The sequence below is a fragment of the Ruegeria sp. CDSC042 genome, assembly GCF_059610745.1.
Genome location: NZ_JBXWOF010000001.1, coordinates 533,767 through 554,734 on the forward strand (window position 1 = coordinate 533,767; position 20,968 = coordinate 554,734).

General features: G+C 51.7%; 27 protein-coding genes and 1 pseudogene. 15 read left to right on the forward strand and 13 right to left on the reverse strand.

Going from position 1 to position 20,968, the window contains the following annotated elements:
- Positions 1-3: 3 nt before the first annotated feature.
- The 8 genes from AC2FHX_RS02675 to AC2FHX_RS02710 all read right to left on the reverse strand — a co-directional run bounded on the left by AC2FHX_RS02675 (position 4) and on the right by AC2FHX_RS02710 (position 4,394).
- Positions 4-279, reverse strand: coding sequence for a hypothetical protein (locus AC2FHX_RS02675; RefSeq protein ID WP_496700382.1), 276 nt, complete (start codon positions 277-279; stop codon positions 4-6).
- Positions 276-638 (reverse strand): XkdD/Y8K6 family phage-associated protein, encoded by a 363-nt coding sequence (locus tag AC2FHX_RS02680; protein WP_496700381.1) that lies wholly within the window; start codon positions 636-638, stop codon positions 276-278. Before AC2FHX_RS02680 ends, AC2FHX_RS02675 begins: the two co-directional genes overlap by 4 nt.
- Positions 635-1,201, reverse strand: a complete 567-nt coding sequence (locus AC2FHX_RS02685) for a hypothetical protein (RefSeq protein WP_496700380.1) — start codon at positions 1,199-1,201, stop codon at positions 635-637. The genes AC2FHX_RS02680 and AC2FHX_RS02685 overlap by 4 nt, the downstream gene beginning before the upstream one ends.
- Positions 1,194-1,565, reverse strand: a complete 372-nt coding sequence (locus tag AC2FHX_RS02690; RefSeq protein WP_496700379.1) for a hypothetical protein — start codon at positions 1,563-1,565, stop codon at positions 1,194-1,196. Before AC2FHX_RS02690 ends, AC2FHX_RS02685 begins: the two co-directional genes overlap by 8 nt.
- A gap of 5 nt (positions 1,566-1,570) precedes the next feature.
- Positions 1,571-1,858, reverse strand: a complete 288-nt coding sequence (locus AC2FHX_RS02695) for a hypothetical protein (protein WP_496700378.1) — start codon at positions 1,856-1,858, stop codon at positions 1,571-1,573.
- Between the two features lie 653 nt (positions 1,859-2,511).
- On the reverse strand, positions 2,512-2,967 hold the full coding sequence (locus tag AC2FHX_RS02700) for a hypothetical protein (RefSeq protein WP_496700377.1): 456 nt from the start codon (positions 2,965-2,967) through the stop codon (positions 2,512-2,514).
- A 7-nt stretch (positions 2,968-2,974) separates the two neighbouring features.
- The gene (locus AC2FHX_RS02705) at positions 2,975-3,541 is read right to left on the reverse strand and encodes a hypothetical protein (RefSeq protein ID WP_496700376.1); all 567 of its coding nucleotides are present in this window, start codon (positions 3,539-3,541) and stop codon (positions 2,975-2,977) included.
- A gap of 1 nt (position 3,542) precedes the next feature.
- Positions 3,543-4,394, reverse strand: a complete 852-nt coding sequence (locus tag AC2FHX_RS02710; RefSeq protein ID WP_496700375.1) for a TIGR04255 family protein — start codon at positions 4,392-4,394, stop codon at positions 3,543-3,545.
- 624 nt (positions 4,395-5,018) lie between these two features.
- On the opposite strand from AC2FHX_RS02710, the gene AC2FHX_RS02715 reads away from it, so the two are divergent.
- Positions 5,019-5,489: a hypothetical protein gene (locus AC2FHX_RS02715; RefSeq protein ID WP_496700374.1), complete on the forward strand. Its 471-nt coding sequence runs from the start codon at positions 5,019-5,021 to the stop codon at positions 5,487-5,489.
- Positions 5,490-5,839: 350 nt separating this feature from the next.
- Here the strand turns inward: AC2FHX_RS02715 and AC2FHX_RS02720 are convergent, their stop codons facing one another.
- On the reverse strand, positions 5,840-6,082 hold the full coding sequence (locus tag AC2FHX_RS02720) for a hypothetical protein (protein ID WP_496700373.1): 243 nt from the start codon (positions 6,080-6,082) through the stop codon (positions 5,840-5,842).
- Positions 6,083-6,492: 410 nt separating this feature from the next.
- Positions 6,493-7,755 (reverse strand): DUF2330 domain-containing protein, encoded by a 1,263-nt coding sequence (locus tag AC2FHX_RS02725; RefSeq protein ID WP_496700372.1) that lies wholly within the window; start codon positions 7,753-7,755, stop codon positions 6,493-6,495.
- Positions 7,756-8,152: 397 nt separating this feature from the next.
- Between AC2FHX_RS02725 and AC2FHX_RS02730 the strand changes: the two genes are divergently transcribed.
- A complete protein-coding gene (locus AC2FHX_RS02730; RefSeq protein ID WP_496700371.1) occupies positions 8,153-9,136 on the forward strand; it encodes a lysozyme inhibitor LprI family protein in 984 nt (327 codons plus the stop codon).
- 177 nt (positions 9,137-9,313) lie between these two features.
- Here the strand turns inward: AC2FHX_RS02730 and AC2FHX_RS02735 are convergent, their stop codons facing one another.
- On the reverse strand, positions 9,314-10,342 hold the full coding sequence (locus AC2FHX_RS02735) for an FRG domain-containing protein (protein ID WP_496700370.1): 1,029 nt from the start codon (positions 10,340-10,342) through the stop codon (positions 9,314-9,316).
- Between the two features lie 898 nt (positions 10,343-11,240).
- The gene (locus AC2FHX_RS02740; protein ID WP_496700369.1) at positions 11,241-11,648 is read right to left on the reverse strand and encodes a hypothetical protein; all 408 of its coding nucleotides are present in this window, start codon (positions 11,646-11,648) and stop codon (positions 11,241-11,243) included.
- Here AC2FHX_RS02740 and AC2FHX_RS02745 point away from each other — a divergent pair.
- Positions 11,647-11,895, forward strand: a complete 249-nt coding sequence (locus AC2FHX_RS02745; protein ID WP_496700368.1) for a hypothetical protein — start codon at positions 11,647-11,649, stop codon at positions 11,893-11,895. The two genes, AC2FHX_RS02740 and AC2FHX_RS02745, sit on opposite strands and share 2 nt — an antisense overlap.
- A 79-nt stretch (positions 11,896-11,974) precedes the next feature.
- Positions 11,975-12,421: a helix-turn-helix domain-containing protein gene (locus AC2FHX_RS02750; RefSeq protein ID WP_496700367.1), complete on the forward strand. Its 447-nt coding sequence runs from the start codon at positions 11,975-11,977 to the stop codon at positions 12,419-12,421.
- Positions 12,422-12,423: 2 nt separating this feature from the next.
- On the opposite strand, the gene AC2FHX_RS02755 is transcribed toward AC2FHX_RS02750, so the two are convergent.
- On the reverse strand, positions 12,424-13,035 hold the full coding sequence (locus AC2FHX_RS02755; protein WP_496700366.1) for a type VI secretion system-associated protein TagO: 612 nt from the start codon (positions 13,033-13,035) through the stop codon (positions 12,424-12,426).
- A gap of 195 nt (positions 13,036-13,230) precedes the next feature.
- On the opposite strand from AC2FHX_RS02755, the gene AC2FHX_RS02760 reads away from it, so the two are divergent.
- The 11 genes and pseudogenes from AC2FHX_RS02760 to AC2FHX_RS02810 all read left to right on the forward strand — a co-directional run.
- On the forward strand, positions 13,231-13,392 hold the full coding sequence (locus AC2FHX_RS02760) for a hypothetical protein (protein WP_496700365.1): 162 nt from the start codon (positions 13,231-13,233) through the stop codon (positions 13,390-13,392).
- 5 nt (positions 13,393-13,397) lie between these two features.
- Complete coding sequence (locus AC2FHX_RS02765; RefSeq protein ID WP_496700364.1) at positions 13,398-13,601, forward strand: hypothetical protein; 204 nt, start codon at positions 13,398-13,400, stop codon at positions 13,599-13,601.
- Positions 13,602-14,060 carry a RusA family crossover junction endodeoxyribonuclease gene (locus AC2FHX_RS02770; RefSeq protein ID WP_496700363.1) on the forward strand — a complete coding sequence of 153 codons (459 nt, stop codon included), beginning with the start codon at positions 13,602-13,604 and terminating at the stop codon, positions 14,058-14,060.
- Complete coding sequence (locus AC2FHX_RS02775; protein WP_496700362.1) at positions 14,057-14,881, forward strand: helix-turn-helix domain-containing protein; 825 nt, start codon at positions 14,057-14,059, stop codon at positions 14,879-14,881. The genes AC2FHX_RS02770 and AC2FHX_RS02775 overlap by 4 nt, the downstream gene beginning before the upstream one ends.
- Positions 14,878-15,249 carry a helix-turn-helix domain-containing protein gene (locus AC2FHX_RS02780; RefSeq protein ID WP_496700361.1) on the forward strand — a complete coding sequence of 124 codons (372 nt, stop codon included), beginning with the start codon at positions 14,878-14,880 and terminating at the stop codon, positions 15,247-15,249. The genes AC2FHX_RS02775 and AC2FHX_RS02780 overlap by 4 nt, the downstream gene beginning before the upstream one ends.
- A gap of 26 nt (positions 15,250-15,275) precedes the next feature.
- The gene (gene nusG, locus AC2FHX_RS02785) at positions 15,276-15,863 is read left to right on the forward strand and encodes a transcription termination/antitermination protein NusG (protein WP_496730420.1); all 588 of its coding nucleotides are present in this window, start codon (positions 15,276-15,278) and stop codon (positions 15,861-15,863) included.
- 455 nt (positions 15,864-16,318) lie between these two features.
- Positions 16,319-17,035 (forward strand): hypothetical protein, encoded by a 717-nt coding sequence (locus tag AC2FHX_RS02790; RefSeq protein ID WP_496700359.1) that lies wholly within the window; start codon positions 16,319-16,321, stop codon positions 17,033-17,035.
- A gap of 280 nt (positions 17,036-17,315) precedes the next feature.
- Positions 17,316-17,537 carry a hypothetical protein gene (locus AC2FHX_RS02795; protein ID WP_496700358.1) on the forward strand — a complete coding sequence of 74 codons (222 nt, stop codon included), beginning with the start codon at positions 17,316-17,318 and terminating at the stop codon, positions 17,535-17,537.
- Between the two features lie 13 nt (positions 17,538-17,550).
- The gene (locus AC2FHX_RS02800) at positions 17,551-18,750 is read left to right on the forward strand and encodes a PBSX family phage terminase large subunit (protein ID WP_496730523.1); all 1,200 of its coding nucleotides are present in this window, start codon (positions 17,551-17,553) and stop codon (positions 18,748-18,750) included.
- Positions 18,750-20,195, forward strand: coding sequence for a DUF4055 domain-containing protein (locus AC2FHX_RS02805; RefSeq protein ID WP_496700356.1), 1,446 nt, complete (start codon positions 18,750-18,752; stop codon positions 20,193-20,195). The genes AC2FHX_RS02800 and AC2FHX_RS02805 overlap by 1 nt, the downstream gene beginning before the upstream one ends.
- Positions 20,196-20,515: 320 nt before the next feature.
- A pseudogene (locus tag AC2FHX_RS02810) lies at positions 20,516-20,959 on the forward strand (minor capsid protein); the annotation flags it as partial.
- Positions 20,960-20,968 lie beyond the last annotated feature (9 nt).

A 20,968-nucleotide genomic window follows, 5' to 3' on the forward strand; every position in this document is an offset into this window, starting at 1 on the left:
GGTTCATCGGTCGCGTACCTGCACGCCTGTCGCCGCTTGAGGAGTGGATTTGCCACCCTCCGAAATGACCTCGGCAGGCGGGATAGAGGCGTGACACCCGCCGAGGTCGTACTCGCAATCCCGGGACAACGGTTGCGAGATCTGGTAGGCCCAAAAAACCGTGAGAAACGCCAAGGCAACAACCATCAGTATCAAGAGGTTGAGGATGTTCCCCACATCGTGACGGTATTCCGCGTCCTCGTATTTGGGGTGAGATAGGTCGGGGATGAAGTCGATCATGACTCACCTCGGGCTTTGGCCAAGACGTCCTGACCTTCGCGGGCATAACGCATCAATTTCTCGTCAACGCCCGACCAGCGGCTATCTGTCTTTGCTGCCTCACGCACTTGATCAGCAGCAATCACCAAAGACGTACAGGCCTCTTGAAGCGCCTCATACAGTTCCGGTGCGGCGGCGAATACATTTGCGCCGTAGCTGCCAAAGTAGCCGGAAACGTTAAAGTATGCGTTGTGCCAATCGTCCTGTGACCCTGACGCACTCCCATGAGGAATTTCCGCGTTGGAAATCTCGAAGTGAAATCCTTTTGGTGATTTGTCGATGACCCGTAGAGGCCCCGGTGTGAATTTCGCTTCACTCATGACTCGCTCTCCCCTGTCAGGTCACGCAGGGCGATCTTCACTTCCTCATGACTGCGCATGAGTTTGTGCGAAAGAAATGATACGGCGTAATCATCATCGCGGATCACCCGCGCCGCAGCGTTAACGGGGTCGGGCTGGGGTGTGGGGTCTTGGAGGGCGGAGAGGATTTTGTCGGCAGCACGATCAGTTCCCTCAAGCCACTCATGGCCCTCCGTATCTCCCATGCTTTCGACTTCTTCGTTAATGATGTCGATTATTGTTTGGAATCGCTGCTCATAGTCAGGGTGATGATGCGGCTTCACCCGGCGCGCTGCTTCCAGTTGGGATTCAAGTTCTGCGATCTTGGCCTTCAACGTGGCTACCAACCCAATGTTTATTGCGGGCTTGAGTGCAAACCCATTTCTCTGAGCGGTCGCGCGAATGTAAGATGGTGTGCAGCCTAGGTACTTTGCCAGCATGGGTGCGGTCCAATCGGGATTCTGCTCGTGCAGAGCAATAACCTGATGTTTGTTGACCGGCTTACGAACTGTTTCCGAAGATGGGTGTTTGCTGTCTTCACTCATTGATCCGCTCCCAATTCATTTGCAGGGCATAGGTTCGGTGCGCATGGGCGGCTGAGACTGCCAGCAGGCCGCAGAACACGCCGATCAGCAGCTTGGCCCCGAAGGGCAGGCTCTCGCGGGCGTCACGGCGCATCTGCGCGGCGTTCATGCGCTCGAAGGCAGCTTGAATGGTGTGGGGGATTTCCACCCCCTTGGACCCGTCACGGTCCTTTGGCGCAAACTCGTTACCAACAACACTGGTGACTGCGCCTAAATTGCCCCGACAGGAACGCGCCTTGGTTCCGTGAGCAGGATTGGCTTTGGTAGGTCCTGCCGGGTCTTGCGCCTGCTCGATAGGCGCGGGGGAAAGGGGGAGGTGGGTCATCGCCATCACTCCGCCAAAATCTGTTCAGACACCAATGCGTCATAAGCATCGTCACAAGCGCAGACCTCACGATCGCAATCGGGGCAGGGCTGTTCCGGGTCGAAATCATCCGCGCAACCAAAGCAGACGTTCGGGCCGTAACGGTTGGTGAGTCCTTCCTCATGTTCCGCGAGAAAGTGATCCTTCATGTGATCGTCACGATCCAGTTCAGAACCGCAGCAGGCACATACAAACGTCTGAGGAATGATCCCGCGCTGCACCTGTGCCGCTTCTATGATTTGGATGTGTCTCATGTCCGTCTCCCTCTCGTCACAAGAAAGAAATTGCGATAATCGCAATAAATAGTCAATAACTAAATTTGCGATAATCGCAATTAAATTGGGTATTGCGTTAGCAACACTAGAATCAACACCGCCAATCCTTGGATATCTTCACCTAGGCTGGTGCTCATGTGCAGAAAGTATGGATAGTCGGCTGAGGTAGCGGAACCATCAAGAACAGCTATCCGTGGAAATAGGGGATGGCTTATTCGATCTGAGAAGCACCCAAACATAACTCGCGCAGAAGAACTCCAACTAGACTTGCTGCGCGCTCCCGATCTGAGTTTTGCAGTTGTAGTAGGGTGTCCGGGAATTTGCACCAAAGGCCGTCCATGAGGCATACTGGAAGGACTAAAATTGCAGAAAATTAATTAAGGAAAGACCGATGGCCCCAATCGCCGTGCCGCAGCCTACTTGGCAGCAAAGGCCACCAACCAGACCTTCGCCGCGTTAGCAGCACTGCGCCTCACGAGCGGCAGCCTTACGCAGGAAGCGGGATTTGCAAAACCGTGCGAGCGGCCCAAAGCTAAGGTTCGTTGCCAGCTTTGTTCTCTGTGGCGCGGCCCTTCAGACCGGACATTCGCCGCGCGCGCGGTGGATTCTAGAAAATTGCTTCGTCCAATAGATTACTGTTCTTGCATGCTAGATAGGAAATCCTCGAGTTTCTGCGGCTGCGAAGCCAGTCGAACAAGGATCGCACGCAATTGGTTCACATACCCACGACTTTGCTTGTCAGTGGAGTTACGGATTCCACAGTGTGCTTCGTTCTCACCTGGAATCGGTTCAGCAGTTACATCAAATGGCCGCACACCCTTGTCGTCCTTGGCCGCGCAGACATCACCGCAATTCAATATTACTGACATTGCTTCGTCTCTGACAACATTTGCGCTATCAGACGCGGCCTGACCGGATGCCGTTCTCAATTCAGCATCAGCATCCAAAATGTCTGTTCGAGAGACGCTTAGATAGCGTTCACCGCCCATAAGGTCATTCTTTGGGAACGCCGATGTGGTAAGTGTATCTCCATCGAAATCATCTGGAGACCAAATCAGGCGGTGCAAATCTACTGCAGCTTCAGGCACGTGCGGACTAACTCAATAGCAAACCAAGCAATTGTGGGGACATTCGCTCACTTACGAGCGCATCATCCGCAGTTGCAGAACGCACACCATCAGTCGCGAAATATGAGTAGGTTCCGTCATCGTATACGGTCAAATCGATGCTTAAATTTCCATCAGACCAAGCAAACGAAAATGTGCCTTCGTAGTCCAGACCAACTGTAGGTCGACGGTCAATTCTATCTACGGCCAACTTCCGCAAAAGATGGTTTGCGTGCTCAAATGCCAAAGGCAACGCACTTTGGCTGTCAGGCCCTTTCCAACCGTCCTGCTTTTCGGAAAGAGCAACCATTCGGTCGGAAACCTCAAAATGCCAGCTCTCATATGACAAAGGCGCGCCGACAGGCACGAAGTCATCGGTAGATGAACTTGCTACGTCGGCCCACGGAGAAATCTCGGGGGCTTTTTCGAGATGCCTGTGGTGATCTACATTGGCGCTAGCAGGATGGGCAGTCACCGAAGCAACACCGGTGATAAAAGCGGCAGCAGAAATCCACGCAAAATCCGAAACCGAACTCGATCTATTTGCTTCATTCATTTCAAGAACCTTCCATACCAATGCGCTGGCGCATATCTGGCGTCAAAATATCGTAAACAAGCTTCTTTGACTTCACGTGCATTGCGCTCATGGCCGAACGCAGTCCTTCATAACCGTTCTCATATTCACTAGGGCGCAAATCCGTCTTCGTATAAATTTGCAGGCTACGAACAGCAGGGCCATTCATCTGGAAACTACCATCTTGCGCATCGACATTCTGGTTAATTAGCATCGAATGCCCTTCAATCTCCTCAAACCAACCAAGATGTGAATGCCATGCAGCAGGACCGGTTCGGGCAGCTTCTGGCAAACTAACAAAGGCTTCACTCAAAACACCCTCAGTCCGTGCTTCTGATGCAGGACCATCGAAAACAAATCGATCAACGTATTCTAAAACCAAATTCGAGATATCTACAAGTCCGAGGACTTCTTCAAGGATCGGCAATGCAATATCTTCAAACCGTGTGGAAAATTCTGCCCAACGCGTGTAATCGACTGTCTCATATATAAGGCTTTGATTTTCCAAAACCAAGGTCTCAAGGGGAACGTTTCCGGCCGACAAGTTTTGCCAGTCCCATCCAAACAACTGGGCCGGGCCACTATTTACCGAAACTGCAGGGCCACCGATTTGAAAAGAATGTCCTTCACGCCAGTTCATGGAACTAAAGCCAAGTCCCAGTCGTCGCTCTTCTGAGTCAGAAGCCAACTTACGCAAAAATTTGGCGGGCAGTTGCCCCTTAAACACCACGATTATTCGAGCGCGCTCAATCGCGTGCCTTGGATGTACAGGTCTCCAGGCCAAACTTTCTGCCCTTTCTTGCGTCAACGGGTCGTAATAGGTGACACCGATCATCAGTGTTTTGCAACGTTGCGGACCAGAAAACAAGTCTCGCTGCAAGGGTGTCGGAAAACTCTTTACAACACCTGAGGCTACCGAACCTAAGCTGAAGATTTTGTTTATGATTTTTCATCTAGATCAGGCAAACACGTTAGCCGAAAAGCAAAAGCGGATCACCAATAAACTGAAAGCTCGTCTCTCCTAAGGGCTTTTTGTTCAAAAACAGTACTCTAAAGTGATTTTGAAACCTCTGCACGCTTTCAAGGGATGGATCCACTGATTACGAACCAGTTGATTGAAAGTTTGCTCTCGTTCGGGGCTCTTGAATACAGCGACTGCAGTGACAGTCGGCTTGCCGCTCGATTTGCAGAAAGGCAATTTCCGCTTTGGGTTGTAGAGCGGACTAATGCATCCGCAGCAGCCAAGCTGGGCCGCAAGGTCCGGTAAGGGCTCTTATCATCTAGTCGGCGCATCGAGCTAATGATGGCTGGATCAATCCCTGGCACCCCTGATCCAGTTTGTATCAGTCGTTGCTAGTCCTGATTTCGAACGGTTTAGGGGACGAATGAAAATCAACCTTGCACTCCGGACATACCCTGTATGTAAGTACCTCTAAAGTATCGGATACGGGATATCACAATGCGTTCTTTTTTTCTTTTGGGCTGCGTCGTACTGGCCGCGTGTAACACCACAACAATTTCAAACTCTCCTGAGCCTAAACCCGAGGATCTTTCGTCATCGCCTACCGCTGTTAAAACACGAGCCATTGCTTTCAGCGCAGAAGACAACGGGGCGCCGGTAGCAGCAAAATGCACTGTGCGTGGACCGGAATTTGACAAGTCTTTTGTAACACCTGCAAGGCTGGATATTCCCGTTGATTCATCTGGCCGTGCCTTGATTTCCTTTGTGAGCTGCGATGCCGGCGGGAAACTTGCGGAGGCAAATGATATTCCGGGACCACAAACAAAAACTGTCAAAGCCAGATTTGGCGGCTCTGGTCTCTTTGGAGACAAAGCAATGCTATTTGGTCCAAGTGGCAATACGGTTCAGTATTTCGTCCGAAACACAGAAGAAGGCGTAATACGAGTGGGGCGCGCACCTGAGCCGTAGAATCAAGCGCACTTCGCGCACTGGCCGATTGTTTTCGAATGTCCGGTCAGTGCGGTTTGCTACGTGCCGCACATGCAAAAGACCGAAGCTCGGTCGACGGCAGCAATGGGCTCACTGCTGCCGTTCTCTGTGCTGGGCATCGATTGAAGGTAAGAGCCCTTACCAGACCTTCGACATCGAACACGGTTTCGCTCGTGCAGCGAACCGCGACCGGCGCAAACTGGACTTTGAGTTCCGCTAAGTGAAAGGCAACCGTGCGCACTTTGCGGACCTTGGTCGCAACATTACATATTGCCACGGTCGCTTGACCGTATCCGCAGCGTAAGGCACCAATGGTGGGATCTACTATGCTAGTCTAGTAACCATGGCTTAAAGTGATCCTTGACTTTTTTCATCTGTTGACCTGAGAACTCAACGTCTTTGGTTTTCTCCATCAGATAATTCTCAAACGCTTCGGAACACTCAGCCCACCCGACCCCTTTCCGTCTAAATTCACTAAGCAGCTGAAAAGCACGTTCCTCATCCCTTGCGTGGCTCGCAAAGCTCGCCAAGTCATACCCAAAGCATCCAGAAATATGGTCTGTCCAATCCATTATGAAACCTCATGTTTTCTGGATAATGGAACATCGTGGTCCTTGACACCAGTACAACCCAGATGTGTACATCGCAACGACTTGGTAGGTATGGGCTCGCCGACGAGGTTTTCTGCTGCTACCTTCGACTGACAGTACGAGCCCATTCCTGCCGTTGATCACACTTCAGTCTTTGACTCATGCAGCAATTCGCAAACCGCACATACCGGACTTTGTAGGCACGGGTTGTGTACGACAACAAAGCGCAACAGGGTCGCTTTATGAACCCTCATTTAGGTCACAGCGCTATCGGCCAGCACACTTGAAAAACAACGTCGGTTAGAGACAGTAACCTCCGAAGAACTAAGGTCGGAGGCTTGAACACAAACTTGCTAAACCTCTTCGCGACTAGCAGGGCTCTGGTGATCAGTTCACCAATAACCCTTTGGCACCGTTTTCTGAATGTTGCGTTCGATGGTTCGAATGTCCCACCCTGTTATCTCGGCAAGATCAACGGCCTCACGCCGTAGCCTCTGCCGGACCGTGGCGACATACTCTTGCCCCGCTTCGCATCTGACATTGCCCTTGAAGGGCTTGTTCATCACATAACGACCCTGAAAATTTTCACGATTGTCGGTTTCGCGGAACATCAGGTCCTGCCGCATCTGATTATTGCTATACTGTGCATGAAGACGCGTCACATAGACATCCTGTGCGGCGCTGTTGCCGGGTTTCAGCCAGGAGACGCCAAGTTCCTGCAACTCTTCGCTCGACAATGGATCGGCCGCGCAGGGGTCGCACCATTGCATGTCCCAAGCATATTCCATGACGATACCACCATAATCCCCGACCGTGCGCGCAAAGGTCGATTTGTAGAAATGCGGGAACATCTGTTCGACGAAAACTGGAATTCGGGTGTCGGTTGGTAACGGCTTGGCGCGATAGTTCTCAACCTCGATCCGTCCTTTTCGAGACAACATGAAAAACAGCGCATCCTGCTGCGTTTCTGCGTTCAGCTTGCCAAGTTGGATAGGCAACATGAAGTTCCGGGATTTAAAGGCTATTTGCAGCGGGGGGAGTTCCTGCGTCTCGCTCGACCTGTGACGCTCAAGATTGACCTTCGCCACGAAGAACTTCATCCCAGCCTGAATGTAGTCTCCCAATACTTCTTCCGCCCCTTTGGGTAGCTTGTAGCCCTCATTGCTCAGGAAGGTGGCCAAACCGTCGGACTGTTCGGCGTCAAGGATCAGGATATCATAAGTGCCGACCGCGTATTTTCCTTTGATCCGGACACCCAAGGCGTCAGCGCGTTGATAAACAGGTTCCTGCTTACGTTTTCGACCAAAAAAACCAGAGGTTTCTTCAACGACCACAGGGGCTTCAACCACAGGTTCTGAACAAGGGTCACGATCAAAGTATTCCACCAATCGTGGCGCGGTGTAGGCGTCCAGATGATCGACAGTTTCTGATTTCACGGTGCGGATATCATCACGGTCTAGCACTTTTGGAGTTGGCACGATCATCGCGAAATCGCGCGGTTCGCCGCGATAGTCCGACGACATGGTGATAGTGGACCGATTGCGGTCACGCACAAACACTACTTTGGAAGATTGGTTGTAGAGTGACCCATCCGCCTTGGCCACGTAGAAGCCGCAAAACGCCTGCGCCGCACTGGCCCAAAACAAAGCGCTCAAACAAAAGAAAAACCTAAGCATTCAATCTCTCCAAAATATCTTGAAACCAAGCTTTCACAAACAGAAAGTAATTGCACATCACAGTTCAGTTTTTGCAAGAAAAATAGTTTTTCGAAGAGCTTAGGACGTCTGGCAAGTACGCTAGATACAGCGAGGTGTTTTCGCTCCTCCTACAGTTAAAGCCCATACAGCCAGGTCGGTTTGAGCCCTTACCAGCCATTGCTACAACGGTTCTGCGCTGCGGGCGCATTAGGCAGGTCGCAGCCCTCAGCGGACCTCCATCAGTTCCTAAAGCTTCCCCCCTGCAGTATATCGGATGTTGCCCGTACGACCTCAAGTGGGCTCAGATAAGTAGAGAATACTGGTGCCGTATGTAATGGATAAGATGCGAAGTTAGATGTATGAGATCAGCAATGCGAATAAGCCGAAGGCCGCAGTGATGAAGAAGCCAACTTACAAGCAGATTATCGATTGGAATGAGCGCAGAGGAGATCAACCAAGGTTCGGCTTGGAATTGTTGAATCAACTGCACCGACTTCAATCAGACTTTGCGGAACGTGGTCAAGAAGATGCGATTCTGTGTGAATTCATACCTTTGCGATTGGCAACTATACTTGAGGTCTTTTTGCGCGAAGCAATTAGAGAGCTTGTCGATTCCGGAGAGCCATACCTCGATAGAGCCGAGAACCTGACCAAGGGTACGAAAATTGATCTCGCATTTGCCGTGTTTGTAGACCAACAACGCCTTTCAATCGGCGATTTTGCTGCTCACGCTGTTTCTGTTAGCAATGTCCGGAATTTTGTAGCAGCGCTCACGCAATTGGAACCAGAGTTTGTTGCGAAACTAAAAGTAGCACACCCCAGGTGGACAGAAGACAGGGCAAACTGGCCGCTCCCACCGCTAATTGCAGATTACCAACAGAACATGAGAAACCTGCAGCGGATGATAGACGTCCGAAACGTGCTGGCTCACGAACTTCCAACTGAACGTGTCTGGGATTTTTCGGAGATTCCAAGTTTCTTCGCTGCTACGCAACAGTTTATCGAGGCCTGCGACTGGGTCATTGTCGAGTTGCTACAGGACTCCACACCTCGAACTCAAACCCAAATGAACAACGACGCTGGGTTGGAGTTGAAAGAACTAGAAGAGCAGCTTTCTTCTGCCTTAAAGCGCCTCTCAGAGATCGAGGGAATCTGTCTAGAGAAAATAAAATCTTCGCAAGATGTATGGCTGGAATACGCTAACAAGGAAGCGGAACTTGTAGCGTCAAATGTCGAAGGTGGCTCTATGTACTCAATGGTGTGGTCAGGCGCCAAGTCGGCCTTGGTTTCTGATCGCCTAGAGCAGGTTGAGTCCGTCATTAGAGAGTGGATGAACTAGAGCCCTTACCAGACCTTGACGTGCCAACTAGACGCTGCATTTGCACTGGTCCGATCGCAACCCAAAGCCGCCGGTCGATTATTCCGGGCTGCACATTGCAAGCCAAGCCTCACCTCGGATCATAAGATCTGGTCCAGCGCGAGATAAGTTGACCAAACTTCCACCGAACGTCGGGACTTAGAGCAAACGGTCGACTAAAGAGATTGCAGCCTTTTCTCGAACTCTTTCGGCGCAACCTCGAAGACCTGGATAAATTGAAGCTGCGTGGACTCCACACACCTCGAGCAACTTCAACAGTTCCACATTCTGTGAATACGGTAGCTTAAACTCAGTCAGCATCCCACCGCGTCGGGATTCTCGTAGAAATTGGGACACACTCCCACGTTCATCAAGCCAATTGGTATGTTCGTTGACTACCTCCGATAGACATTTGGCTGGGCCGTTTGCATACCGAAACTCATTGGTCATTTGTGTAGGGCAGTGGATTGAGAATAATCCCTGTTGCGCGACGATGTTCTGGTTTCCTTGAGTTTTCGGTGTGAAAAAACGAATAGCATACTTGTCGTCTGTATCGGTTGCCAGAAGGTGCCTTTGACGAGACAACTCGTTTAGAGAAAGACTGTTAGCTTTCCATACCGATAGGTATTTATCCTCAACATATTTGCGAAGTTCTTGCCGAACGCACTCAGGGACTTGTTCATCGACAATTTGATCTATGGTCACCTGTTTTCGCACCTTCCCGGCAACAGCGTTCAGTACGCCGCTCGCTGCGAAGTACATCGCGACCAATGGGGATCGCGACCAGTCTAGTAGAGGGGTCGGGACCTGATAATGCTGTGCAAATGCCATGATTTCCAGATCATCAGAATCGTACTCAGCTTCAACTTCATTCGTGAAGTCCACTATTGCATCAATGGGGCTTTCGCTGGTGTAGTTCTGATGTTTTTCATTAGACACTGCTGGCAGGGACAGCCCCATTTGATTTGCGGTCCTATAGAAGACACGGAAGGGCCAGCTCGACGTGGTGAGTATAGCAGCGTCCTCTAAACTCAAGAATTCATCAACGCTTTTTTCGCGCTGAAATGACGGCACCAATCTATAATCGGAGTCCCTATGCCCGCGGTAAACAAAGCCTTCACCAACGTGCCTAGACGTCAGATTCTCGAATAATTCACTTGCGCGATTAAAGCAAAACTTGTCGCTCAACACCCTCTCCTCAATGCTGTATTTTCAACAACAACTGAATATACATGGAGCATTAACGAAACTGATTGCATAGGGCCAGAGGGTGCCCAAACCGAGACAATGACCGACTTTGCAAAGCTCCCTTTCTGCTTATTGCTACCATCTGTGTTGCTTGGTGCGGTAACCGCAGCGAACGGCAACTTGGTGGCCACTTGCTTGAGTCAACCAAAACAGGGATGTCCGCTTCCGCCATATCTCGGATAAGCGGCCTTTTCCACTTCTGCATCAAACAAGGTTGAGTTCGGCAATCAAGTATGGGCAGCGCCCCCAAATCTCACCCTGACACCGACTTCAGTGCAATCATATATTTATCATATCCACACGTTAATTGTGTGGTGTGGTTCAGTAGGGGGGATGACAGTCTGCATGGCAGATCACCCTAGCGATTCGCGACGAGCAGAACTTTGATTGGCTGATTTTCCAGATCCACGCATCCTTTCACTACCAATTGGAGTATTCGCCATCACTAGTGATAGTATCTGGTTGTATTTCCGGGATTTCCTTGACTGGCCCATGCGGCAAGCGCAGCTTTCCAGAGCGCTTTAAATCAACATCTAGGAAACGAGGCCCAAAATGCCCAACGGTTACAACATCTGGTGTCCCAGGTGGCGGGATAGTCGTGCCCTAGGCGGCCTCTCACCATATCTCGTGACTAGATGTTCGCTAAATGTTCCAGTATGTTGTTTTCGCAATGTGAGAGATGGTCAGCTCGGATCTATCCTTGAGCGCCTTTCACTCCTCCTTTTCCGCGAGCGCGGGATTCTGCTGCGATATTTCGATGAATAGGGGGATTTTATGAATGGCATTGAACGTCTGAGGGATGTGTTTGATCGGCTTGATGATGAACAAAGGGATGAAGTTATTGCTCTAGCTTTGCGTCTGAAGAAGCAGACAGTGCTTCGGCGAACTGAACCAGTCGATCCACGTCTTCTTCGGAAAGAGTGTCGCTGATTTTTTTAAGTTTGCCCCATTTGTCGTTTGGCACGCCGTCTCTAACAGCGAAGAACGAAGAGATTTCCATTGCTTCTTCGTGTTTAATCTGACGTTTGCCGTTTAATATTTTGGATATTTTATCAGATGAAAGACTGGTGTTGGCTGCCAGCTCGGCGGCAAGGCCACGCTGATCCTTGAGTTTCTCTTTGAGCCAATCTGCTGTCACATTTTCCATGTCTAGATTAGTGCGATATTCGCAAGAAGAAAGATATTGCGATAAACGCAAGGAATTGTCTTGACGTAAATTGCGATTATCGCAATAACGTTTAATCATGTTAGAGCCAGCAAAAACAGTAGTCGAACTTTGTGGAGGTATTTCTTCTACAGCCGAGATGGCTGATAGAAGCGAGGTTCGCGTTCGCCGTTGGGGGTATCCAAAAGAACGTGGTGGAACCGGGGGGCTTATTCCTTCCGACATGATGATCAGACTTCTTTCGGAGGCTCAAAGGCGTAACATTGATCTGCGACCTGAACATTTTGCTCCACAGGAAGTAATTGAAGCGGCGGAGGCCGCAGAATGACGGCCTCCCGGTTAATGTTCTCGTACTCAAATCACTTCCTGACATGTGCCGAACATGGCACCGGATCGGCGGTGTTCCAATGAGCAATGACCTTGTCGTTTCGCAAGATGCTGCGCAAAGATCGCTCAAATCAGCTCTGTGCCTGTTTGTTGGCCGCGGCCGTCGTTACTCCTGCGCCGAGCTTGCCGCAGCCAGTGGCGTCTCTCAGCGAACCATAGAGAGTTACCGGGCAGGGGAGGCCATGCCATCGGTTGAGCGGTATCAGTCGCTCTGCTCGGTTATGGGACAGGCCTTCTTTGCCGCAACCATCAAGCATATGCCTTTCGAGGTGCGATCGACCGAACCAACGGACATCACACCCCAACAGCTTTTGACGGAACTCCTGTCTACAGGTGGGTTACTGGCTGAGTGTCTGGAAGATGGTCGGGTAGATCATCAGGAAAAAGCGCGGCTGAAGCCGAGGCTTGCGAATCTTCGACAGCGGATCACCGAACTGGAAAATGCCTTATCCGAGGTCGCACTATGACGCTACCAGTTGCAAGCTTCGCGCAAGGGCAGAATAGCCTCATCCAATCCAGTAGTGTCGAATTTGACGGTAGTTTTGGATTCATTGTACGGGGTGAAGCGCATCAAAAGTTTATCAGATCCGATCAGTTTCTTAATGAACGGAATAGAGCTGCCACCACGCCAGAGCCCAAGCGCTCTGTTGTCTGTGCTGGCTTCAAAGTTCCTGTCACCTGCAGGCTGGTCATCAATGCGGTAATCCACAACTCCGTAACCTCCGTGGCCAGATGCCACGTGGCACTCTGTGATCAGAAAAATGGCCGTCGTATTCTCCATACATCTGATCATCAAAGTAGCTTTTTCCGGAGACTTATACCTACCACACTGAGCGGGCTCATTGGACCTAACCGACAGGAAAACATCGGTAGTGTCCTTAAAGTCAGATCTGTCTTTACGAAGATGCCAGTCTCCTCCGGAAGGAGAAGTTTCAATTGTCTCGGGTGTGCGACCAGAAACTTTGTCGTAGCAGCTAAGGCGATCAAGATCGTTTTCTATCGTTGCGCACTCGCCCAAAGCCAGAGCTGTTTGGCCGGAAAATGTAAGTGCAAACGCTGTAGCGGAAATCAGTTTTTTCATAAGGAGGTCCTTGGTCGTATTTTGGCTTTATGCGCCGAATTTATGAGAATCTGCGTAGATAAAATCACTAGAACTATGGCTAATCAATGGCTCAATCTGAGAGTCCTGCATAATCTCCTTGCTGGAGACATTCGTGAACTTCCTTCCCTTTCAACTGCTTGGCCTTCGGGCCGGGCTTTTCTGGGGGAGGTGTGAATGGGCAAGGTCGACATCGTCAAAACAATCACAAGCCTAGCTGAATTGGATGGGTATGAGGCCCAAGCCAAGCAGCGCGGAATTACAGGCGATGAGCTGCGCGCCATACATGACATGCGCCAGAAGCTCACACCCAAACGCAAGCGAAAGGGTAAGGGATGAGAGTCGTGAATGTACTGGAGCGCATCAAGTCCGGTGAGAAGGTCATGGTTACTGTTGCCAGCGGTCGCATGAAATACAACCAGTACAGCCTAACCGATGGGACTGAGGTTGATCACGTTCAATTTGAGAAGATACGCGGCTTTTTGACACCGGAAGACTGCGGGCTGCTTCCTGAAGTGGAGCCGCAAAGCTACGTCTGGGCTGGATAGATGAGCTTCACTCTGACACTGTCTTTGCCGCCGTCCGTAAATGCACTGTACGAGGGCAGGGGGAAGAACAAGCGAAAGACCGTCAACTGCAAAGCCTGGTTCGATGAGGCAGGGTGGCGCATCAATGAAGCGTGCGCTGCCGATCGGTACAAGCCGCTTGTCGGTGAAAGCTGGTACTGGACCGACGTTCGCCTGCCCGCCAATCATCTGGGGGACAGCGACAACCGCCTCAAGGCCCTGCACGACCTTCTGCACCAAATGGGCGCTACCCCAGACGACAAGTGGCTTCTCGGCGGCACCTATATGCGCTGCCCGGATGTGGCGTCAGGAACGTGCGTGGTTTCCGCTGTGACGGTACCAAACGGCGTAGAGACCCATGCTGATGAAATCCGGCTTTTGGCAGATCGACTGTCCTCTGACGGGTGCCTTTCAATAGAGTATCGGGGGATCGCCACGTGAGTCACGCCGCCACAAATTGGGCGATCAAACAGCGTGGATTAAAGCCCGCCACCAAGATCGTTCTCTGGTATCTCGCTGACTGCCACAACGGCCACACAGGTCAATGCAATCCTAAGCAATCGACCCTTTCTCATCTTTGTGAGATGAGCCGATCCACCCTGAATAGCCACCTCGACAAGTTGGAGGCGTTGGGGCTGATCCAACGCGTACAAAGCGTCGATCCAGTGACGAAAAAACAGCGCCCCACAAGCTATGTTTTGACCTTGGATGACCCTCAAAATGCCGTGTCCGAAAATAAGACACGGACACAAAATGTAGATAAGCAACCACAAGATGTAGCGGAGCCGTGTCCGGAAACAAGACACGGTGCCGTGTCCGGAAATGAACCAAAGCCGTGTCCGGATTTTGGCCATTCCCGTGTCCGGAATCCGGACACTAAGAACCTTGGAAAGGAACCAGGAATAGAACCAACAGGCGCGCAAGCGCGCGAGTGTGTGTTTGAAGATTTCATTGAGATTTGGCCAAACAAGGAAAACCTCCACAGGGCTCGGATGTCTTGGGCGAAACTGAACGAAGCCGAACGTTTCTTTGCAACCGAGAAGGCAGAGGCGTTTTGGGCCACCTGGCGAAAAGCCCACCCATCCGCAGCGCCGATGCAGGCTGCGACTTATCTCAGGGACCGCCGCTGGCAAGATGACTTCCACCCGTCGGAAACTTGCGAAGATGATCCTGACAAACGTGCGACACTTATCGCTGAAATGAAAGCCAGTCCGATACCAGCTGTCCGCCAACAAGGGGAACGAATGGAGAAGTCTGGATGACCGAGACCCTTGAGCAAATGGAAGCCCGCCATGCTTCCGAGCGCGCACAACTGATCAAGCGGTTGACCCGCCGCGCCTACAAAGCCGGTTCGGAAAACAAGGTTCCGAAAGAGGGTCCGCGCCTGAATTACATCAATCTAATCGTTGCGCAAAAACACGGCGTGAAGCCTAGCGATTTGTTTTCTCATACGAGGGTTCGGAAGATTGCCTATGCCCGTTTTGAAGCGTTCTCGAGGGCGAAGAAAGCGGGTTTTTCGTTGACCCAGATTGGCAGGTTTTGGGGAGACCGCGACCACACGACGGTCATGGCTGGAATTCGACGCCACGGTGAAATCATAGCTCAGAAAACCGTCGGGTTCGACCAATGATCTCCGAGCAACATAGAAGGCAGACAATGGCCAAGCAGTACAAACCACTTCAGATTGGAGATAGCTGGCCGTTTCAGTCTGCGCGCGGCATTGTTGGTTACCCTTGCGAGCCTGCTTGGTATGCGCTTATCACGAGGCCGCAGAAGGAACGGGAAACGCGCCACAGGCTACAGAATGCGCGTTGTGTCGTTCGATACCCGACCACAGAGCGTACCAGGCACATTCGGGGCCAGAAACAAGTTCAGCTTGTCCCAATCATTCCCCGGATTATCTATGCCCGTTTCAAGTACGAGCCGCATTGGGATGTGATGAAAGACCGCAAAGTCATCGTCGGGGTGTTTTCCCAAGGCGATGTTCCCTTGGCGCTTTCAGACGAGGAAGTGGCTGCGGTGATGGATCTGCCTGCAGCCATCATCAGAATGGAAGATGAGAAAATCGAGAGCATTCGCCCAAGGGAGGGCGAGAAGGCCAAGCTGACTGCCGGGCCGTTCTCAGGCTTCTATGTTGACGTTACTCGAGTAGAGGCTGGGCGCGTCTGGTATGAGATGGTTGTCGGTGGGATGAAGACAAAGGGCGAAGACTGCAGCGGTATCGTTCAAAGGGTTGTGGATTGAATCAAGGTTTGGTAGATTGCGCTTGTCCGAACACAACTTGGACTACCGGGCCGGATCTGGTGCAAGACACACGGAACCGTAAGACCTGCGAGGCGAGGGGCGAGTTTTACGCTGGTCCCACAAGCCTGAACTATGTTCGGAATTTCCTCATTTAGCACAGCAGGGCCGTGCGCATCAAAGGAATGGCGATATGGGCAATTCGGCAGAGCCGGGTTCGTCTCTGACACGTTCAAGCCCGCAATCGAAAGACCTGGAGGTCTGTTGAAAGATGATGACCGCTTGAAACTCCGTTGAGAACTCATACAGCGAGAAACTGAGAGATTTGGCACTGCTGTGTTCTATCGTCGTCGTTCAATCAAGGGCCATTTCAAGAGCCAGAGGTCGGATCAAAAAATTGATGATTAGGCATCTTGACGGTAAGATGGTCGGTGGGTTGATGTCTTTGGAGAAGATGATTGGATTGGTACAACTTAAGCCTGGCTTGTGGTATTGGTGTGCTTATTGCTTCGTTGTTCACAGCTGTAGACGCACTACTCTTATCGAGGCAAATTGACCATCTAAATGATTTTGCTGCGAGATGGTTTGTCTTTTTTGATGACCTAAGTCTACCTGATTTGCCCAGAATAGTAGTCAGAATTGTGGGGGGGAATCCAAAGTGGATGCTGTACTTAGCTGCACTGCTGTTAGTGCCTTTCCTGCTTATTCTTGTTGACGACCTACTAGGTATGGAAACTGACATTTCTTATGAGTTCAAGCCTTGGGCGCTTTGGGGTTTGTTCTTAGTCATCCCCGTAATCGGGTATTACGTGGGAGCTCGGTTTTTGGTGTTTGCGTCTAACACTGGGTTTTTGCTAGCCGCGTATTTGGTTGTAGCGCTCGTAGTGGCATTCTTGGCTTTCCTCCCTGTGTTTCGGCCCTATCGAGTAGAGGGAGATCTCTTTCTACATCTGATGATCCTTATCGCGATCGCTCCAGCGGTGATGTTCCTAGTTGTGCTGGGCGGGCTCTACCTGCTGCTTTTGAGCTTCAACCTATTTAGAGCAACAACATGCCATATTTTGGAACTTAGTGTTGAACGAAAGACGATCTTTGCTCATTTGGGCGTTCTGATCGGAGTTCTCATAGCAGTAGGAAAGTTTGCGCTCGAACTGACTAAGTACTTCGCAATTTAATTCGTCGGCAAAGCGCGCCAGCAGAATTATGTACTGCTCAAGTGAAGAGTTGATGTCGAGACAAATAGTGTTCCGAATAATCTCGCAACTCGCTGAGAGACAGAACGGGCTACCAAATAATCAAGGATGAATCAATGACGCTCACGGCGAAACAGGAGCGTTGGCTGAAATAATTCAAAGGAAATCAAACATGCCCAGAGGCGGAAAGCGTTCTGGCGCCGGCCGTCCAAAAGGGAGCCGAAGCGCCGCGACAAAGGACCAAATATCGAATTTGTCAGATATGGCAAAGCAGCATAGTTCTGTTGCTTTGCAGACGTTGGTGGATATCGCTCAGTCAGGCGAAAGTGAAGCAGCGCGGGTATCAGCTGCAAACGCGATTCTGGATCGCGCCTATGGAAAACCACAGCAGGAAGTCGATGTAACCTCGGCCGGTGAAAAGATTGCCATGCCAACCACGATTGAGCTAGTCGCGCCTGGGAAAGATGACGACAGCGACGATTGAGCTTCCTCCCAAGATGATCGCCAACTTTGCCCAGCCAGCAAAGCATCGCGTTTTCAAAGGGGGCAGGGGGTCAGCAAAGACAGGCGGATGCGCAAAGATGAGCGCTGTCTACGGCTATAGGTTCGCTGAGGCGGGCAGAAGTGGTGTGATACTAGCCAGCCGTGAACATCTGAACAGCCTGGATGAATCGTCACTGGAAGAAATTAAGGCCGCCATACGATCAGAGCCTTGGCTGAATGAGTATTACGAGATTGGGGAAAAGTACGTCAGAACAAGAAACCGCTTGGTATCCTACGCATTTGCCGGCCTCCGCCACAACCTTGATAGCATAAAGTCCAAGTCTCGCATTCTTCTAAACTGGACTGACGAAGCTGAAAGCGTTTCAGAGGTTGCGTGGCGAAAGCTCATACCCACTATTCGCGGAGCAAGTGATCTTGAGAACTGGGTGAGCTATAACCCTGAGAGCCCTGAAAGCGCGACGAACAAACGGTTCATCGAAGGCCAACCCACTCGCTGCATCGTCACCGAAATGAACTGGCGGGACAACCCGTGGTGGCAGCAAAGCGGTCTGGAAGAGGAAAGACTCGACGACCTCAAAAACCGACCCGAGACATATGAGCATGTCTGGGAAGGCGAATTCTTAACCCTGACGGATGCACAGGTCTTTGGGGGCAAGTTCGAGGTCGATGAGTTTGAGCCAAGTTCGGATTGGGACGGGCCCTATCAGGGAGTTGACTTCGGTTTTGCGATGGACCCGACCACGGGCATCCGATGCTACGTTCACAACAAAGTTCTCTATGTTCGTAATGAGGCTGGAAAGGTCGGGCTCGAACTCGACGCAACATCTGACTTTATCGTCAAGAGGATCGACGGTTTCGATAAATTTCTGACCCGTGCCGACAATGCTCGCCCTGAAAGTATTTCTTATCTCAAACGGCACGGGCTACCGCGCATGGAAACGGTGAAGAAATGGCAAGGCTCGATCGAAGATGGCGTTGAGTTCATAAAGTCGTTTGACCGGGTGGTCATTCACCCTGACTGCACCGAAACAGCCAGAGAATTTCGACTTTACAGCTACAAAGTTGACCGACTGTCCGGCGACGTCCTGCCCGTCATTGTCGATGACTACAACCACTACATTGATGCGATCAGGTACGCCCTGCAGCCCTTGATTAAAGGGCGAAAGACAGCCGCAGTGAGGTTTAAACTCTGATGTCAGATTCCGTCGCCAAGCCGTCCAAGCAAAGTATGCACGGCAGCGCAAATTTGAAGAAGGTTCGCGCCCTACGCTCCGGTGTGGAAGCCATGCGGGAAGCCGAGACCACGTATCTGCCGCAGGAAGAGCGGGAGTCAGACAAGGATTACAAAGATCGCCTCAGCAGATCTTGGCTGTTTCCTGCGCTGGACAAGGCCGTGGAAGACGCCGCCGACCGAGTTTTCGCAAAACCGGTCACGCTCGGGGATGATGTTCCGGATGACCTGAAGGACATGGCCGAAAACATCGACATGGATGGGCGTGACCTGAACTCTTTTGCCCGCGATGTATTTGAGGACGGTGTTGAAGCGGGAATTGCCTTCATCTTGGTGGATAGCCCGCGCAAAGCGGAGGGAATGACTAGGGCGCAGGCCGACGCACAGAATTTCCGTCCCTATCTGGTACATGTGAAGGCTGAAGACCTGTTGGGGTGGAAAACGGCATCAATCGCCAATGCGACAGTCCTGACGCAGGTTCGGATCATGGAAACCGTCACTGAAGACGATCCTGATGACGAATTCGTTCAGAACGAAGTAAATCAGGTCCGGGTGCTGACGCTGCCCGTGGACAGCGGCGCTGTTGTTGGAAACGTGAACGTGCGCCTCTTCCGCAAGGCAGAAAGAACCGGAAAGTGGGTGGAGCATGACACCTTCGATACTGGCATGGACGAAATCACTCTGGTGCCCTTCTACACAAATCGTAAAGGATTCTTCCGCGCCGAGCCGCGATATGAAAAGCTTGCTGATCTGAATATCGCGCATTGGCAGAGCGCCTCGGATCAGCGAAACATCCTGCACGTTGCCCGGGTGCCATTACTGGTGTTTCTAGGATTCATCCCGGGCGGTGAAGACGGCGAGGCAGAGGCGGCTGCAAACTCGGCCATAGCGACGGAAAAGCCGAAAACTGAAGCCGACGTCAAATTCGTTGAGCATGCCGGCGCTGCCATCGAGTCTGGGCGCAATGACCTGAAAGACCTTGAACAGCGCATGGTCACGTTGGGCATGGAGCTGACGTGGAAACCGTCCAACAACAACACAGGCGCAACAGGAGCTGCGATCGATCACGGCAAAGTCACCACGCCTCTGGCGATGATGGCCAACAGCCTGAAAGACGCGCTGGAACAGGCCTTGCACTTCATGGCCATGTACAAAGGGCAGGAAGAGGGCGGCAGCGTCGAGGTCAACAAAGATTTCGGTGTGTCGATGTTGTGTCAGGCCGATCTGACATTCTTGCTCAACGCAGTAAATACCGGACAGATCAGCCACTCGACCTTCATCAAAGAATGCATCCGCCGGGGTATTTTCATGGATGACCTTGATCCGGCGGAAGAAGCCGAGCGGATCGCGGACGAGGCCCCAGAACCGATCACGCTGCCGGGGCTGGATGAAGATGAAGCCGCGTAATGACCGCCTCGGAGGAGATTCAAAGCGGCAACATTCGACATGCCGTCTACCTTCAGCGCTATTCGACCCAGACAGTGCGCAAAATCATCCGGTTGCTGAGCCGGATCGACAAGCGGTTGGTGGATCGGCTGCAAACGGAAGACTTCACGGCTATTTCGCGCAAACGGCTGGACCGGCTGCTCGAAGGGATACGTGAAATCAATGTTGAGGCCTACCGGACCATAAACGGGGAATTTCGCTCTGAACTACGCGATTTTGCCCGTTATGAGGCAGGGTTTCAGGGCCGGTTGATACAGGCATCTTTGCCAGTCCAGCATGAAATGGTGATCCCGGCTGCCAATCAGTTGTATTCCGCGGTTGCTGCACGGCCCTTTCAAGGTCGTTTGCTGAAGGACTGGACCAGTGACTTGGAAAAGAACGCATTCAAGCGCCTTCGAGACGCTGTGCGTATGGCGGTGGTCGAAGGAACGCCAACGGCGGATTTGGTGCGCCAGGTACGAGGAACACGGGCCAACGACTTCAAGGACGGGATACTGAACACCAGTCGCCGGGGTGCCGAGGCGATGGTTCGCACGGCATTGAACCACACCGCCAACGTGGCGCGGGAACAGACGTTCAAAGAGAACGAAGATTTGGTAAAGGGCGTCAAATGGGTCTCGACGCTTGACGGAAGAACCAGTGCTGTCTGCCGGGCGAGGGACGGCGAGGTTTACAAACCTGACAAGGGGCCCAGGCCACCAGCTCACATCAACTGCCGGTCTACCACAACCCCG

Excerpts from the sequence above, each read along its gene's own strand:
- AC2FHX_RS02705 (WP_496700376.1), bottom strand. The coding sequence starts at position 3,541 with ATGAATGAAGCAAATAGATCGAGTTCGGTTTCGGATTTTGCGTGGATT.
- AC2FHX_RS02750 (WP_496700367.1), top strand. The coding sequence starts at position 11,975 with ATGAGCAATGACCTTGTCGTTTCGCAAGATGCTGCGCAAAGATCGCTC.
- AC2FHX_RS02800 (WP_496730523.1), top strand. The coding sequence starts at position 17,551 with ATGATCGCCAACTTTGCCCAGCCAGCAAAGCATCGCGTTTTCAAAGGG.
- AC2FHX_RS02685 (WP_496700380.1), bottom strand. The coding sequence starts at position 1,201 with ATGAGTGAAGACAGCAAACACCCATCTTCGGAAACAGTTCGTAAGCCG.
- AC2FHX_RS02805 (WP_496700356.1), top strand. The coding sequence starts at position 18,750 with ATGTCAGATTCCGTCGCCAAGCCGTCCAAGCAAAGTATGCACGGCAGC.
- AC2FHX_RS02745 (WP_496700368.1), top strand. The coding sequence starts at position 11,647 with ATGTTAGAGCCAGCAAAAACAGTAGTCGAACTTTGTGGAGGTATTTCT.
- AC2FHX_RS02690 (WP_496700379.1), bottom strand. The coding sequence starts at position 1,565 with ATGACCCACCTCCCCCTTTCCCCCGCGCCTATCGAGCAGGCGCAAGAC.
- AC2FHX_RS02795 (WP_496700358.1), top strand. The coding sequence starts at position 17,316 with ATGGCAAAGCAGCATAGTTCTGTTGCTTTGCAGACGTTGGTGGATATC.
- AC2FHX_RS02720 (WP_496700373.1), bottom strand. The coding sequence starts at position 6,082 with ATGGATTGGACAGACCATATTTCTGGATGCTTTGGGTATGACTTGGCG.
- AC2FHX_RS02760 (WP_496700365.1), top strand. The coding sequence starts at position 13,231 with ATGGGCAAGGTCGACATCGTCAAAACAATCACAAGCCTAGCTGAATTG.
- AC2FHX_RS02730 (WP_496700371.1), top strand. The coding sequence starts at position 8,153 with ATGTATGAGATCAGCAATGCGAATAAGCCGAAGGCCGCAGTGATGAAG.
- AC2FHX_RS02780 (WP_496700361.1), top strand. The coding sequence starts at position 14,878 with ATGACCGAGACCCTTGAGCAAATGGAAGCCCGCCATGCTTCCGAGCGC.
- AC2FHX_RS02710 (WP_496700375.1), bottom strand. The coding sequence starts at position 4,394 with ATGATCGGTGTCACCTATTACGACCCGTTGACGCAAGAAAGGGCAGAA.
- AC2FHX_RS02675 (WP_496700382.1), bottom strand. The coding sequence starts at position 279 with ATGATCGACTTCATCCCCGACCTATCTCACCCCAAATACGAGGACGCG.
- AC2FHX_RS02755 (WP_496700366.1), bottom strand. The coding sequence starts at position 13,035 with ATGAAAAAACTGATTTCCGCTACAGCGTTTGCACTTACATTTTCCGGC.
- AC2FHX_RS02715 (WP_496700374.1), top strand. The coding sequence starts at position 5,019 with ATGCGTTCTTTTTTTCTTTTGGGCTGCGTCGTACTGGCCGCGTGTAAC.
- AC2FHX_RS02740 (WP_496700369.1), bottom strand. The coding sequence starts at position 11,648 with ATGATTAAACGTTATTGCGATAATCGCAATTTACGTCAAGACAATTCC.
- AC2FHX_RS02770 (WP_496700363.1), top strand. The coding sequence starts at position 13,602 with ATGAGCTTCACTCTGACACTGTCTTTGCCGCCGTCCGTAAATGCACTG.
- nusG (WP_496730420.1), top strand. The coding sequence starts at position 15,276 with ATGGCCAAGCAGTACAAACCACTTCAGATTGGAGATAGCTGGCCGTTT.
- AC2FHX_RS02695 (WP_496700378.1), bottom strand. The coding sequence starts at position 1,858 with ATGAGACACATCCAAATCATAGAAGCGGCACAGGTGCAGCGCGGGATC.
- AC2FHX_RS02680 (WP_496700381.1), bottom strand. The coding sequence starts at position 638 with ATGAGTGAAGCGAAATTCACACCGGGGCCTCTACGGGTCATCGACAAA.